Raw genomic sequence first — 14,558 nt, 5'->3', positions numbered from 1 at the left:
TCCTCCCTAAGGCTCAAAGCCAGTTGATGTCGTTGAAGCCCCGGTCGATGTAGCCGCCCAGTTCGTAGGAAGCTCCCTCGTAGCCAAACAGCGGCCAGACTGCTTTCTGATTGTAGAGACCCGTTACCAGTCCGCCCCTGACCCTTTGAAAGAACGGGCTGTCCTCCATGGACCGCAGCAGGTCCGCCCTGTCACGCTCCCAGCCGATCGCAAGATAGGAAGTATGCCCTCTCCCCTGGGCTGCTCCGTTCAGGGCCTCGATACCGGCCTCGATATCCTCGGCGTGGTCGGGCGTGTCATATCCCTTGACGGCAATGACATAGTATTCGTCGCCGACATGGTCGTGCGGGTAGATGTCCCGCGCCATCTGCACCAGCGTCGCGAAACTGTCCGGCTTGAGTGCCGTCAGCTCCGTCGCCCAGGCGCCGTCCCTTGCTGCCAGAAATCCGGTCCCAGTGACGAAGGCAGCGCCTGCCGCCGTCGCCCGGGCCAGAAGCTGTCGTCTGGTCAGACCTCTCGGACTGTTTTCGGTTTTCATGCTCTCCTCCCGTTCAATTCATTCGTATCGACCGCCGCGCTGAAGCACCTCGATCTGATAGCCATCGGGATCCGCAACGAAGAAGAAGCGCGCTATGACGTCTCCCGCCGGTGCGAAATCGACCAGTTTTCTTGGATTGAGACCTGCTGCTTCGAAGCGTGCGTGTTCGCTGTCGAGGTCATCGACACTGAACGCCAGATGCCCATAGCCGTCGCCCAGGTCATAGGGCTCTGTCCGCCCCTTGTTGACGGTCAGCTCCAGCTCGAAGCCGGAGTCGCTGTTGCGCAGGTAGATCAGGGTAAAATCGGGAAAATCCAGACGATCCGCTACGGTCAGCCCGAATGCTTTTTCATAAAAGGAAAGAGACCTGTGCTCTTCCAGAACACGGATCATAGAATGTATTGCTTTCGCCACGCGTTACTCCGCTCTGCTTGTATTTGCATGACGGAAGCGTAGCGCGTGGCAACTATCGCTCGGGTAGTATGCTTATACTGCGAGCGGTAAAACTTGCGCTGCAGCGCAAAATGTCATTCAGCGGCAATCGAAGCCGCATGCTGGTTCGACGAAATCTCGAGGAACTTCAGACAGGCGCAACGCAACAGCGATGTGAAATTCTTCGGTTCACCGCGCAGTTCGATCACTTCTGAATGCAGCGTCGAGATGAAATGCGGTGTCGTCACCCCTTCCGATGCAGCAATCTGATCCAGAATTGCCCAGAAGGAATTTTCCAGTCGGATGCTCGTGCTCTGTCCGTTGAGCCGCAACCGCCGGGTCTGGCTGGCATAGCGTTCCGGATCCTGTCCGGCAAATACGTGACACATCGGCTCTCCCTCCCATGGTGTCTATCTTTACGCGGTATGCCGCGATCTGTTTTTTGAAAAGGGATAATGAAAAGAACGCGCCGTTGCCAAAGGCCCCGGCGGCAAACCGGTTGGAACTGGACACCAGAAGATATCCGTCGGGAAGAAAGGCAACCAGAAGAGTGTTTCCCCAAAGGGGGAATATTTCAAGGCCTTTCCCGGCCCTGACCGGCAGTCCAGGCAGCAGGTAGCGAAGACCGCCCGGGGAAAAGCCGGAAGTTCCGTGCGATCCTAGAGGTAATCGGACAGGGTCAGGTTGAACACGATCGACGAGGCCCTGTAGGAAACCTCGATATTGGTCTGCAATTGCAGGATCTCGGCGGCGACCTGATCCTGGTCGATTCCCTCGATATCCGCGATCGTGCCTTCGTAGCTGCTCTTCATTTGCACGTGCCGGTCATCGGTCAGCGACACTGTCCGATGCGTGATGGCAATGTCCGTGGCAATATCGGTGATCCCGGACTGATCGACACCTGGCGGCTGCAAGGTCGTGCGCAGGTTGGTCGACAGGGTATTGTAATACTCTTCGTCGATCGTCGAGCCGCCCGAAAAATCCGCGGCAATGAAAGCCGCAAGCGACTGGACCAGTTCCTGCAGCGGTGTTTCATTGGCCCGGACGCCGTAGCTCACCGTCAAATTGCTGTCGATCACTGCGTTCTTGTCCGTGCGTGGATCGTCGGTGGCCGTGTTGCGGCCCGTATACCAGGCGACAGTCGTCGAGCCGCCACCGATCAGCGCGGTTGCGCTGTCGAAGGGAGGTCCGTCGACCCGCTGCGGCTCTTCCCCGCCGAACGTCCTGAAGAACTCTTCTGCCGCCCATTCGTCCGACACGGCGCGAAGGGTTGTCTGAGCCTGGTGCTCGATCTCCGCTTCCAGGGCATCGCGCAGGTTCTGCGCCGTTTCCTCAAGATCGGCGCCGATCGCGAAGGTTCCGTCTTCAGCCGTGCTGTTTGCTGCCGTCAGCTCGATGGAGATCGTCTCGCTGTGGTCAGGCGGCAGGGAGAATTCCACCGTGATGGTCTCGCCAAGTTCCGGCTGACCGGTGAACTGAACGTCGAAGCTGTCCGGATCGGTGCCCGAAGGCCCGGTGATCGCGACGTTGGTCAGGGTCGAGGCAACCGATGCTATGTCGAAACCGAAATCATGTGCACCATCTTCGGCAATGGTGAAGGTGGAATCCGTTGGCACGGGGCCAGCGTAGTTGGTTGTCAGCGCGGAGGTCGATGTGCGGCCATTGTTGCCGGCACCCAGATTTGCCTGGGAATACTCGCTCATGACTGTTTTCAGCCCGTCCCGGCCGTTCGCCCCTTCCAGAATGGCATCGATCTTGGCAACCGGATCCTGAACGGCATCCGTGCCGCCAAAGACGTAAAATCCGGCGACTTCCGTGTTCAGAATGTTGAGCGCTTCGTTCAACAGCAGTTTGGCGCGGGACTGGGTCTGCGTCTGCCCGTCGTCCTGCAGCACGAAATCGTTGGTATCGAGCGCGGATTTCGCATCCTGCCGGATATCCTCCAGACGCTCCAGCGACATGGTCGAGGTCTTCAGGTGCAAGTTGGCGATGGTGATGGTGTCCTGGTAGCTCTCTATCATGCTGACTTTCTGTGTCAGCTGAATGTCCAGAAGCCGGCGGTCGCCTACTTCGCCGTATGTGGTACCGACCTTGCCTCTGGCGAGCTGGGTTGTCTTGCTTGCCAGCAGATCGTTGAGCTCGCCGAGCTGGCGGGTCAGGTAAGTCCGGGAGGTGGTGATATTCGAAACAGCCATAACGCACCCAACCTTAAACGATGTTCAGGAGCTCTTCGAAGAGTTCCTTGATGGTCTGCATGACGCGGGCATTGGCCGCATAGGCGTTTTCCAGCTGAACCATGAAGGCCAGTTCGGCGTCGAGATCGACCGAGTAGCTCTGCTCGTAACGAATGGCGAGGTTCATGGTCAGCGCTTCCTTGGAATCCGCATATGTGGCTGCGTCTTCCGCCTGGTTGCCCTGAAACGCGACGGTCTGGTTGACAAAGCCCAGCAGCGTTCCCTGGAACGGTGTCGACGCGCTGCCGATACCCGAGCCCGGGTCATAGTGTTTCGTGCCGACGCTGAGGGCATCCGACAGGAACTGCGCACGCGCAGGATCGTTGGTCGTGTTCGGTGTCGGCGTGGTCTGATAGTTCACCAGAAGCGCGCTATCGGCCAGAAGATCCGGATTAACGCTGATTCCGGAGGCATAGCCGAGCCGCTGGCCGCCGCCTTCAAGCGCATCGGTGAAGAGGTCCGTTCCAGCCCGCTGGTCAACGAAGATCGCAAGGCCCAACCCCTGATCGGAATTCGCCGTCACGGTGACATTCGCACTCAGGCTTTCAACGCTGGTCGGCGCCGTGTTGTCGCCCAGAACCCGAAGGTTGTCCGACCCGTCATTGCTGACCAGAAGACCTGTACCGGCAAGTGCTGCGGTGATGTTGGTGATATAGGTTGCCGGAACACCGCTGGAAATGTCTATACCGAAGACCGTGTCGCCCGGATTTGCCGTAGCGGAGTTGTCCAGCGGCAGCAGTGCGGGATCGTCCACGGCCACAAGAGTGACTGACTGCGGATTGCCGCTGCTGTCGGTGTAATCCAGCGTGATCGTGTTGCCCGGTTGAAGCGCGGACACATCGAGATCGAAACCGCTGTCCAGACCGACGGTCGCAGCTGTGCTTTCAACATTCACATTGGAAAAGGCAAGTGACAGTTCGGCAGCAATCGTGTCGAGCTGTGTCTGCGCCTCGACCAGGATATCATCGCGCAATTCAGCAGTTGCCTGTATCGAACCAGATTTCGACGACGCGATGAGATCGAACTGGGTGCCGCCTGGCGTTCTCACCATCACCGAGTTGCCTGCCTGGCCCGGCTGCAGTAGATGCGTGGCATCGAAGGTCAGCGTCGATGCCTGGCCGTCTGCGTAAAGCTGGTCGCCGCTGGCGGTGCGGATGGAAATTGAATTGTTGTCGTTCTTGGTGACGTCGATATCGATATAACCGGACAACTGCTCAATCAGCCGGTCGCGCTCGTCTTCCATGTCGGCAGTCGAAACACCGGACTGGGTCGCGTTCTGGATCGCCTCGTCAATGTCTTCAATGCTTGAGAGCAGGCCATTCACGCTATCTGTCTGGGAAGCCAGTGCGTTGTCCGCTTCCTGGCGCAGGTCCGCAATCTGCTCATAGGATGAGTTGATTTCGCGCGCAAAAGCTTCGGCGGCTGACACCACATCCTTTTGAACGGCATAGTTGCCCGGATCATTTACCAGGCCGGCAAGTGCAGCTGAAAGATTGCCTGCAAGGGACGACAACGAACTCTTGTCGTCGATCGTGCCGAAAATATCGTCCAGACGGTCGGTAAAATCCGCAATCTGCCGGGAGTAGCTGGTGTCGGCGAGAGAGTTGAAATAGTCGGACTGGATCTGCTCGTTGACAATCCGGCGCACTTCCGTCGCATTCATTCCGGCGACGTTGCCGTTGCCGTCGAAATAGACATTCGCCGAAATTATTTTTTTCGAATAGCCGGCCGTATCCGCGTTCGCAATGTTGGACGCGGTGACGTCCAGCTGACGCTGATTGTAGGTGATTCCGAAAACCGCGGTATTCAGGGCACTTGTAAGACCCATGGCGGCTTCTCCTTCCTTATACGCGACCAGGCCAGATGGCCGGCGGGTCAGTGCCCCGCCGGCCTAGGCGGTGTTACCGGACCATATTCAGGGCATCGTCGAGCATTTCGTCTGCTGAGGTGACGATCCGCGAGTTTGCCGAATAGGCCTGCTGGGTGATGATCAGTTTGGAAAACTCGTCCGCGATATCGGCATTGGAGAGTTCCAGCTTCTTGGCCAGGATCTGCCCGCCTCCGGAAAGATCCGCGTCTCCCGATCCGGCCGTTGCCGCAAACGCGGCACCGTCAACGCGCTGCAGGTCCTGCTCGGCCTCGAACGTCGCAAGCGGGATCTGGTAAACCGGACGCTGCTGGTTGTTGGAATAGCTGGCAATGACACGGCCGGAAGCGTCTACAGCCACCCCGATCAGCTCACCTGCAGGATATCCATCCGGATCCAGCGACACGGAGCTGGCCCGGCCGTCCTTGTCGGAATACTGGGTCAGGGAGCCGTCGGCAAAGGAGAACTCGACGTCCGTTGCCGTCGTGCCGCCGATGGTCAGCGAGGAGATTGTAAAGCCGTCGCCCGTACCATTCACTGCGGAACCGGCCATGGCACCGGCGGTCAGGGTCGTCATCTCGCCGGTATCGTCGAATTGGACGGTACCAACATCATACCAGGCATCGGTCGCATCGCCGCCAGTACCGATATACATCGACCAGGCGTCCTCCACGATGGGCGGGCCAGCATCGTAGTTCGCGGTCTTGGCATAACGGATTTCGACGTTCATCGCCGTGCCGTTCTGATTGTAGATCGTTGTGGATCCGCCGGAAATGGAGCTGTTCAGGAAGTCGGTTTCATCTGCAACGGCAACGTTACCGGCACCAACCGAAGCGTTCAGGAGGGCAGTGGTTTCATCCGTGCCATCATAGTCGGTAGTCGCGGGAACCCGAGGAAGGTTAGCCTGGTAGTCCACAGTCGTGGTTGCGGATGCTGCCAGTGGCTGGTTCTCGATCTGGATGACGGCCGGGTTGTCGCCGATCGCATTTCCGGTGTTCGGGTCCAGCGGGAAGCCCTGCAGATAATAGCCGGAGCTGTTGATCAGATAACCTTCCTTGTCGCGCTCGAAATCACCGGCGCGGGTGTAGTAGGTCTCATCTGCGAAGGTGGTCGAGCCGTCGACCACGTCGGACGCCTTGGTCACGACGAAATAGCCAGCGCCGTTGATGGCCATGTAGGTATCGACGTCGACCGACGTGATATCACCCTGCACGGTGTTGGTGGCGCGGGATGTGGCGAAGGTGGTTCCGGAAACCTGCTGGGCCTGCTTGGCCCCACCCCCGGAAACCAGATCCGAAAAGGTCGTGTCGAGCCGTTTGTAACCGGTCGTCTGCGAGTTTGCGACGTTACCGGAAATATTCTCCAGAGCCGTAGCCTGCGCAGCCAGTCCGGAGACAGCCGAGTTGATAGCCCCATAAATACCCATTTGCGGTCCTCTTTATAGATCGGGCACTGCGACGCGGGCTTACGCCCATAATCGGCCTTCCTCCGCAAAGGCCGTGCCAGTTTGACGAGGACATAATTTATCGTTTTGTTTCATAGACTTAGGAAATTTTCCTTTTCCAGAAGCGGAAAAAAGAACCCGGCAGGTCACGACCCGACAGGCAAAAACTTCCGCTCTGGCCGGTGGCAGATGTTCAAAATTGCCGTGCGCCGGCACTCCTGCCTTTTACGGGCTTGCACAGCCGCGCGTGGCCTGCCACCTTGCGGCCAACCTAGGAAAAACGGACGGCCAAATGCGCTTTGAAGGAACTGAAAGCTATATTGCCACGGAAGACCTGAGGGTCGCGGTCAACGCCGCAGTCGCCCTGGAGAGGCCGTTGCTGATCAAGGGTGAACCCGGCACCGGCAAGACCGTGCTCGCCGAACAGGTTGCGGTCGCCCTGAAAGCCCCGCTGATCGAATGGCATGTAAAATCCACCACCAAGGCTCAGCAGGGCCTGTATGAATATGACGCCGTTTCGCGCTTGCGCGACAGCCAGCTCGGTGACGAGCGTGTCAAGGACATCAACAACTACATTCGCAAGGGCAAGCTCTGGGAAGCATTCGACGCTGAAGAGCGGCCGGTTCTGCTGATTGACGAAGTCGACAAGGCCGATATCGAGTTTCCGAACGATCTTCTCCTGGAACTCGACCGCATGGAGTTCCACGTCTACGAGACCGGTGAAACCGTCCGTGCAAAGCGGCGCCCGGTGGTCATCATCACATCAAACAACGAGAAGGACCTGCCCGACGCCTTCCTGCGCCGGTGCTTCTTCCATTTCATCAAGTTCCCCGATGCCGATACCATGGCGGAAATCGTTGAAGTGCATTTTCCCGGCATCAAGCAACGGCTTCTGTCGGAGGCACTGCGCCTCTTCTATGACGTACGCGACGTCCCCGGACTGAAGAAGAAGCCCTCTACCTCGGAGCTGATCGACTGGATCAAGCTGCTGCTGAACGAAGACATCGATCCTGAAACCCTTCGTCAACAAGATAGCTCCAAACTGATACCGCCGCTGCATGGCGCGCTGTTGAAGAACGAACAGGACGTGCACCTGTTCGAACGCCTGGCATTCATGGCGCGGCGGGAACGGTCCTGAAGATCCGGGCATGCCTCAACGTGAAAGCTTGTCGAGGCTGAACGCCCGGGCGGCTGACCGGGCAAAACGCGATCTTCGGGTCGGGGTGACAAGGAGACTGACTTGGTGAAACAGGCCACCGCTCTTCTGGTGCTGGCGATGCTCACGCTGCCGATAGCGGCGAGCGGGCCTGTTCTTGCACAAGTGCCTCCCGAAAAGGACGCAGGCTGGCAAAGCGATGTCGGCGGATTGCGCCATTTCACCGGCCTGCGCTGCCCCGACATGATCGGCGATTACTACCGCATCAAGGTGATGGAGGGTGATGCCGTCAGCCAGGCGGGATGCATCTACACCGGCCGCGACGGCATTACCGCTGTCCTGCGCAAACACCTGCAGGGCACCGGCCGCCGCGAAGCGCTGACATTTTCCCGCAATTACAAGGCAGCCGGTTTCGAACCGATCAAGCTGACAGGCGCTGCCGCCTCCGGCATCTCCTTCCGGACCCGCAACTGGACGCCGACAAGCCTGTGCGAAACGATGTGGTACTTTTCCGGTGCCACATCGGACTATACATTGTGGCTGTCCTACACGCTGCCGACTCAGGAAGTGGAGATCGGACCGGCGGTAACCGCCTTCACCATGGCGCTTGCCAACCAGAACTGACCGGCAGTCCGGCTTTTGACCCGCCGGCACACTTTCCACTTTCAAGGAACCAGGAAAGACAATGCGGCTCCTTTTGTTCAGACACGCCAAATCAGACTGGGGCGACGCGAACCTGGCCGACATCGACCGGCCTCTGAACAGCCGCGGCAAGACCGCCTCCGTCAAGATGGCCCGTTACATGAAGGAACAGGGCCTGCAGCCCAACCAGATCCTGTGCTCTACTGCACAGAGGACCCGGGAAACCCTGGCCCGACTTCTGCCTACCCTCACACAGGAAACACAGATCCACCTGGTGTCCGACCTCTACCAGCAAAGCGAAGACGACTATGTCGGGCTGATCCGCCGATATGGTGGCCGGGCCCAGAACCTCATGGTCATTGGCCATAACCCGGCAACCGAGGATACGGCGTTGAGCCTCAGCGGCACGGCATCCAGCGACGCGATTGCCGATATTCAGGAAAAGTTTCCGACCGGCGCTCTTGCCGTGATCGATTTCGACATTGCCGACTGGTCAGAGCTGCAGCCGAAGACCGGCCATCTGGAACGTTTCGTCAAACCACGGGACCTGAAGGAAGACCTCGACTAGAGCATCAGCCGAGTCCCGGATTGTACTTGTTCCCGCCTGCGCCTACATGAACGCGCTGGAGGCCCTTGTGAACCCATTGACGACACTTGCAGAAGAAACCCGGCTGACACTGGCCAATCTTGCCGATGCGGCAACCGATCTGGCAGTGCCGAGCGTCCGGCTGGGCGTGACCGGACTTGCGCGCGCAGGCAAGACCGTCTTTCTGACCGCCCTCGTGCATAACCTCGTTCATGGTGGCCGCCTGCCGCTCTTCAGCGCCGCTTCCGGGCACAGAATGACCGGCGCAAGGCTTCAGCCGCAACCTGACGACGCCGTGCCGCGCTTCGACTATGAAGCGCACGTGCGTGCCCTGGTGAGTGAGCGTATCTGGCCGGATTCGACCCGTCAGGTCTCCGAGCTGCGCCTGACCATCGACTATGAGAGCGCCTCCTACTTCCACCGCAAGCTTGGTCCAGGCCGCCTTCATCTCGACCTGATCGACTATCCCGGCGAGTGGTTGCTGGATCTGCCGCTTCTCGGCAAGGACTTTGCCACCTTCTCCGCCGAGGCAATGCGGCGCGCCCGGGCGGAAAACCGGGCGGAGATCGCCGCGCCGTTTCTGAAGATCCTGGCAGCTACGGATGCGAACGCGGAGGAAAGCGAACCGGCGGCACAAGAGCTGGCGGCAAATTTCAAAACTTATCTGGCTGCCTGCAGAGCCGACGCCCACGCCCTGTCCATGCTTCCCCCGGGACGCTTCCTGATGCCCGGGGATCTCGACGGCTCCCCGGCCCTGACCTTCGCACCGCTGGACATTCCGGCAGACGCCGCCCCGGCCAGGACAGGCACGTTGCGGGCGATGATGGAGCGGCGATACGAGGCCTACAAGACCCACGTTGTGCGTCCGTTCTTCCGCAATCACTTCGCGCGCCTCGACCGCCAGATCGTGCTGGTCGATGTCCTTCATGCCCTGAACGCAGGGCCGCACGCGATTGCCGATCTGGAAACCGCCCTCACCGAAGTTCTCGGAGCTTTCCGTCCGGGCAAACGCAGCTGGCTGTCCTCCATCCTGTCGCGCCGGATCGACCGCATCCTGTTCGCGGCGACCAAGGCAGACCACCTGCACAGGTCGGATCACGACCGACTGGAGCTGATCCTGAAGAGACTGGTTGCCCGAGCAGAAGAGAAGGCAACATTCAAGGGTGCGGAGGTCGAAGTATTGGCCATGGCCGCGGTCCGTGCGACGCGTGAGGCAACGGTCAAACATCGCGGCGAAGCTCTGCCTGCGATCCTTGGAACACCGTTGCCGGGCGAACGGCTGAACGGTGACACCTACGACGGAAAAACCGAAATCGCCATGTTTCCCGGTGACTTGCCGGACGACCCTGAATCACTTTTTGGACAAGCTGACTCAGTTTCTGAAGCACTTCGAGCAAGCTTTCAAACCGCTCAGGCAGACCTTCAGTTCCTGAGGTTCCGGCCGCCGGAACTCGACAAGACCGCCGAAGGCCTGACTTTGTCTCTGCCGCATATCCGGCTTGACCGCGCCCTGGAATTCCTGATCGGAGATCGCCTGGCATGACCGGTTCCCAGCCCCCGTCCAATCGCAAACCGACCGCCTTCCGTCTCGATGATTCCAAGGTGCGGATGACCGATGACGAAACAAGGATGCCCTCGGCCGGCGAAGCCCTGGTCACCCAGGCCTTCATTGATGACGAGGAACCTCGCCTTCCCCGCGCTGCCAGCACTCCCAGATCCGGATTTCGGTTCGGCAAGTGGCTGATGATCGGCTTGTCCGGCCTCGTCTCGCTGGCTGTCGGCCTTGCGGTCGACAGCCTGATACGGGATCTCTTTGCCCGGACCGACTGGCTGGGATGGCTGGGTGTGGCTCTTGCCGTTCTGGCGGCGCTTGGCCTGCTCGGCCTGGTCATTCGCGAGATCGCCGGCCTCATGCGCCTCGGCCGAATAGACCACCTGCGCGACCGGCTGCAGAGCGCCGCCGAAGCAGATGACGCGAAGGCGGCATCAGTCGGCCTGAAGGAACTGCTCACACTCTACAAGGACCGTCCCGAAACGGCCCAGGGCCGCAAGGCGCTGGCGGGGCATATGCGGGAAGTCATCGACGGCCGTGATTTGGTGAAACTGGCCGAACGCGATCTGCTCAGCCCGCTCGACCTGGAAGCCCGGCGCATCGTGATGAACAGTGCAAAACGCGTTTCCATCGTCACGGCCGTCAGCCCACGGGCACTGGTCGATCTGCTGGCGGTCCTGTTCGAGAACCTGCGCACGATCCGGCGCCTGTCCGCCCTTTACGGCGGGAGACCCGGCACACTTGGCTTTCTGCGCCTCGCAAAACACGTCATGGCACATCTGGCAGTGACCGGCGGCATGGCAGCAGGCGACAGCCTTGCCTCGCAGGTGCTGGGACACGGTCTGGCGGCTCGACTTTCCGCCCGCCTGGGCGAAGGCGTGGTCAATGGACTGCTCACTGCCCGCATCGGCATTGCAGCAATTGCAGTCTGCAGGCCGGCACCGTTCGTGGCCGGCACTGGACCGACCATATCGGACTTTATGGGTGAGCTTGTCTCGTTTGCCAAAAAAGAAGACCCGGCCGACAAGTCTTAAAGTTTAGATTTCAAATAATACACGGCATGGTTACACGCACAACGTAACCAAATCGATTGCTATTTCTACCGATGACACATAAACGTTTCATTCGTTAAGGTTTCTGCGGACGAGCAGTGGCGTCTTCCTCGGAATACAACAATAATAGCCAGGTGAGACGTTAACTTGTGTAGCGACAGGCCGTTGCCAACCCAGACGAAATCCGCCCTTCAGCATCGCCGCCAACTCAAGGCTTTTCTGCTTTGCAGTTGCGCCCTGGTTTTGCTTGGTCCGGAAAAAGGCCTTGCCGGTGACATTACCATCGGCTCAGGCACCACGGTCACCACAACACAGACGCTGACGGACGTTGGCGACACCGGAACAGTCGAGAGCGGAGGAACCATCGAGGTTACCGATCAGGATGGCCTCGTTCTGGACAACGACGACCAGACAGCAACCAACAACGGCACCATCCGCGTCACCAAGACAACCATTGGCACACCTAATTTTGCCGGTATTGGGTCGAACGAAGACGACGCCACCGTTCACAACAATGGGTCCATAACCACTAACGGCAGCCGTGCCTTCGGCATTGCCGGTGACGGGGACGACTTCACGGTCACCAACTCGGGTACCATCACCACAACGGGCAAGGAATCCGATGCAATCTTGTCGCTTGGTGCGGACACGGACATTACCAACTCCGGCACGATTTCCACCACTGGTGAAGCTGCCTATGGCATCAATGCCGAGGGCGACCGTCCGACTGTCTTGAACTCAGGCACGATCACCACGACAGGTGACGACGCCTATGCGATCGACACCGATGAAGACGACGCGAAGATAACCAACACCGGAACGATTACAACGACTGGAGAGGACGCAGACGGCTTTGACAGCGACGGCGACGATGTCATCCTGATCAATACCGGTGTGATGACAATGTCCGGTACGCTGGCAGACGGCATCGACAATGACGGTGACCGCGCCGCGATCACCAACTCGGGCACGATTACTGTTTCTGGGGAAGACGCCAACCCGATCGAATCCAATGGCGATGACGTCACCATCTCCAACAGCGGCACGCTACGTAACACTGGCACGATTTCCGGAGATCATGACGATGTCGGACATGGCATTGCCGTTGATGGCGACAATGTCACGATCACCAACTCCGGCGAGATCTACAGCAGCAACGGGTCCTCGATCTATGTCGATGGTTCTGATGCAACCGTTACCCTGAACAATGGCACCATACTTCAGGGTGTTCTGACCTTTACCGATCCGACCACCGCAACCCTGAACTACGCGGCCGGGCGAACGGCGATCCTGACCTTCAGCGGCATCCCGGGAACGCTGACGACAGCAGGCCTCACTTCAGCGACCAACGGCAACACGATCACCATCCTCAATCCGGACGACTTCCGGCTGGACACGGTTGCCCAGACCTTCAACACCATGACGCGCGCTGTCACCGGCAGCCTTGAACAGCAGATGGACCTCAATCGACTGGGCGGCACGTCCTTCGTCGCAACCAACGGTCCGGCTCCGGAAGAGCAAAACGCCACCGCTCTTTGGGTCACGCCTCTTGGCGGTGTTCTTTCCAGGCAAGGCAGCGACGGGTTCGACCATACATTCGGCGGCATCACTGCCGGGGCTGAGAAGACATTCGCCGAAGGGCTTGCCGCCGGTGTTGCCGGTGGTTTCACCATCGGCAGGACGACCAGCGACGGCGACATTCACTCGGCCTCCAGCTACAGCATCCACGCCGGTGGCTATCTCAGCCGCTCCTGGCAGGCGACCTTTGCTCAATTCAGCCTTCTCGGCGGCTACCTGAAGAGCGATGAAGACGTCACCGTCCTCAACAACATGGTTGTCGGTGGCCTGCAGGACCTTTCCATCGACTACGACTATGTCTACGTCACGCCCTCCGCGCGCCTCGGCCATGCCCTCGCCCTGAGTGAGGGTACGCTGACACCCAGCGCTCGTGTGCGCTACTCGGGTCTCTGGCAAACGGGCGACGCCGATGAAAGCGCAACCGGCCTTTCGGTTTCCGGCCGGTCGCTGCACGTTCTGGAATTGCGCGCGCAGGCGACCTACGATCATGCCCCCATCGTCCAGAATGGCGGCACGCTCTATCTCAGTGCGAATGCGGGTATCGACGGCATCTTCACGCTAAACGACAGTGTCGACGGCACCCTGCAGGGAGCTGCCTTGAACCTGTCCGTCGACGACGACGATGCGGTGCTCCGCGGTTTTGCGGCAGCCGATGCCGTGTGGCAGGTCAATGACGGCACGAAATTTCTCGCCGGAATAGAAGGCGGTTACGACAGCGCCGATACACTATCCGCATCGGTTCGCCTGGGCGCCAAGATCAGTTTCTGAGGACTTGGGAAAGCCCCCTTCCCTCAAACGCTGTTCCGATGCTGGCCTCCACATCGTCGTGAAACCTGTTAGTCTGTCCCTGGGTCCGGATGGGCCGCGAAGCTTGCGCGAGAAAAACGGTCGTTGGGGTCTGGCAATTCGATGAAAACCGAAGAAACGTCAATTGAAGGCGTGATTGTCCATGACCTGGTTTCGCACATCGATGATCGCGGCAGTTTCACCGAAATCTACCGGGAGACCTGGCTCACCGGTTTCAAGTCGATCCAGTGGAACATCGTCACCTCGAAAGAAGACACATTGCGCGGTGTTCACGTGCACAAGGATCACTCCGATTATCTGATGGTCCTGTCCGGAAAGATGCTGCTTGGTCTGCATGACATACGCCGCGACAGCCCAACCATTGGAACATCACAGTTTCTCGATCTTTCAGCGGAAAACAGACGAGCTGTTTCAATCCCACCGGGGGTTTGCCACGGGTTTTATTTTCCGCAAGCCGCGACGCATCTTTATTCCGTTTCCACCTACTTTGACCCGACGGACGAATTGGGCTGCAAGTTCGATTGTCCGGAACTGAACCTGTCTTGGCCAACGAAGGACCCCATCCTTTCCGATAGAGACAGAACAGCCGACAACTATTCGCAGATGCTTGATAAATTCTATGCGGACGCCAATGCCTGATTATGCAGTCACCTGCAATTTCACATCGCCG

At 59.1% G+C, this 14,558-nt stretch carries 13 protein-coding genes; 7 read left to right on the top strand and 6 right to left on the bottom strand.

Features of this window, described 5'->3' with window-relative positions; genetic code table 11:
• Positions 1-13: 13 nt before the first annotated feature.
• The 6 genes from B0E33_RS22120 to B0E33_RS22095 form a co-directional block, all read right to left on the bottom strand.
• The gene (locus B0E33_RS22120; protein WP_077292436.1) at positions 14-538 is read right to left on the bottom strand and encodes a Twin-arginine translocation pathway signal; all 525 of its coding nucleotides are present in this window, start codon (positions 536-538) and stop codon (positions 14-16) included.
• 18 nt (positions 539-556) lie between these two features.
• Complete coding sequence (locus B0E33_RS22115; protein WP_031269183.1) at positions 557-952, bottom strand: VOC family protein; 396 nt, start codon at positions 950-952, stop codon at positions 557-559.
• Positions 953-1,065: 113 nt separating this feature from the next.
• Positions 1,066-1,359 (bottom strand): ribbon-helix-helix domain-containing protein, encoded by a 294-nt coding sequence (locus B0E33_RS22110; RefSeq protein ID WP_006932702.1) that lies wholly within the window; start codon positions 1,357-1,359, stop codon positions 1,066-1,068.
• Positions 1,360-1,629: 270 nt separating this feature from the next.
• Positions 1,630-3,165: a flagellin family protein gene (locus tag B0E33_RS22105; protein WP_077292435.1), complete on the bottom strand. Its 1,536-nt coding sequence runs from the start codon at positions 3,163-3,165 to the stop codon at positions 1,630-1,632.
• A 13-nt stretch (positions 3,166-3,178) separates the two neighbouring features.
• Entirely contained in the window at positions 3,179-5,032 is a 1,854-nt protein-coding gene (flgK, locus tag B0E33_RS22100) for a flagellar hook-associated protein FlgK (protein WP_077292434.1), read from the bottom strand.
• 73 nt (positions 5,033-5,105) lie between these two features.
• Positions 5,106-6,497: a flagellar hook protein FlgE gene (locus tag B0E33_RS22095; protein WP_075284272.1), complete on the bottom strand. Its 1,392-nt coding sequence runs from the start codon at positions 6,495-6,497 to the stop codon at positions 5,106-5,108.
• Positions 6,498-6,807: 310 nt separating this feature from the next.
• Here B0E33_RS22095 and B0E33_RS22090 point away from each other — a divergent pair, with 310 nt between their 5' ends.
• The 7 genes from B0E33_RS22090 (at position 6,808) to B0E33_RS22060 (ending at position 14,527) form a co-directional block, all read left to right on the top strand.
• On the top strand, positions 6,808-7,653 hold the full coding sequence (locus B0E33_RS22090; RefSeq protein WP_077292433.1) for an AAA family ATPase: 846 nt from the start codon (positions 6,808-6,810) through the stop codon (positions 7,651-7,653).
• A gap of 105 nt (positions 7,654-7,758) precedes the next feature.
• Positions 7,759-8,295, top strand: a complete 537-nt coding sequence (locus tag B0E33_RS22085; RefSeq protein WP_208984209.1) for a hypothetical protein — start codon at positions 7,759-7,761, stop codon at positions 8,293-8,295.
• Between the two features lie 61 nt (positions 8,296-8,356).
• Positions 8,357-8,881, top strand: a complete 525-nt coding sequence (locus B0E33_RS22080; RefSeq protein ID WP_023000684.1) for a SixA phosphatase family protein — start codon at positions 8,357-8,359, stop codon at positions 8,879-8,881.
• A gap of 46 nt (positions 8,882-8,927) precedes the next feature.
• On the top strand, positions 8,928-10,442 hold the full coding sequence (locus tag B0E33_RS22075; RefSeq protein WP_077292432.1) for a YcjX family GTP-binding protein: 1,515 nt from the start codon (positions 8,928-8,930) through the stop codon (positions 10,440-10,442).
• Positions 10,439-11,485 carry a YcjF family protein gene (locus tag B0E33_RS22070; protein ID WP_062488255.1) on the top strand — a complete coding sequence of 349 codons (1,047 nt, stop codon included), beginning with the start codon at positions 10,439-10,441 and terminating at the stop codon, positions 11,483-11,485. The genes B0E33_RS22075 and B0E33_RS22070 overlap by 4 nt, the downstream gene beginning before the upstream one ends.
• Before the next feature lie 183 nt (positions 11,486-11,668).
• Entirely contained in the window at positions 11,669-13,849 is a 2,181-nt protein-coding gene (locus B0E33_RS22065) for an autotransporter family protein (protein WP_077292431.1), read from the top strand.
• A gap of 141 nt (positions 13,850-13,990) precedes the next feature.
• A complete protein-coding gene (locus tag B0E33_RS22060) occupies positions 13,991-14,527 on the top strand; it encodes a dTDP-4-dehydrorhamnose 3,5-epimerase family protein (protein WP_077292430.1) in 537 nt (178 codons plus the stop codon).
• The last annotated feature ends 31 nt before the right edge of the window (positions 14,528-14,558 follow it).

The organism is Roseibium algicola (assembly GCF_001999245.1).
GTDB lineage: Bacteria > Pseudomonadota > Alphaproteobacteria > Rhizobiales > Stappiaceae > Roseibium > Roseibium algicola.
The sequence above is the reverse complement of the archived record's forward strand: the minus strand, read 5'-3'. Positions and strand labels throughout refer to the sequence as shown.

What these genes read in the sequence shown, in the direction of transcription:
- B0E33_RS22120 (WP_077292436.1), bottom strand. Translation starts at nt 538, where the DNA reads ATGAAAACCGAAAACAGTCCGAGAGGTCTGACCAGACGACAGCTTCTG.
- B0E33_RS22110 (WP_006932702.1), bottom strand. Translation starts at nt 1,359, where the DNA reads ATGTGTCACGTATTTGCCGGACAGGATCCGGAACGCTATGCCAGCCAG.
- B0E33_RS22105 (WP_077292435.1), bottom strand. Translation starts at nt 3,165, where the DNA reads ATGGCTGTTTCGAATATCACCACCTCCCGGACTTACCTGACCCGCCAG.
- flgK (WP_077292434.1), bottom strand. Translation starts at nt 5,032, where the DNA reads ATGGGTCTTACAAGTGCCCTGAATACCGCGGTTTTCGGAATCACCTAC.
- B0E33_RS22095 (WP_075284272.1), bottom strand. Translation starts at nt 6,497, where the DNA reads ATGGGTATTTATGGGGCTATCAACTCGGCTGTCTCCGGACTGGCTGCG.
- B0E33_RS22090 (WP_077292433.1), top strand. Translation starts at nt 6,808, where the DNA reads ATGCGCTTTGAAGGAACTGAAAGCTATATTGCCACGGAAGACCTGAGG.
- B0E33_RS22080 (WP_023000684.1), top strand. Translation starts at nt 8,357, where the DNA reads ATGCGGCTCCTTTTGTTCAGACACGCCAAATCAGACTGGGGCGACGCG.
- B0E33_RS22075 (WP_077292432.1), top strand. Translation starts at nt 8,928, where the DNA reads ATGAACGCGCTGGAGGCCCTTGTGAACCCATTGACGACACTTGCAGAA.
- B0E33_RS22070 (WP_062488255.1), top strand. Translation starts at nt 10,439, where the DNA reads ATGACCGGTTCCCAGCCCCCGTCCAATCGCAAACCGACCGCCTTCCGT.
- B0E33_RS22060 (WP_077292430.1), top strand. Translation starts at nt 13,991, where the DNA reads ATGAAAACCGAAGAAACGTCAATTGAAGGCGTGATTGTCCATGACCTG.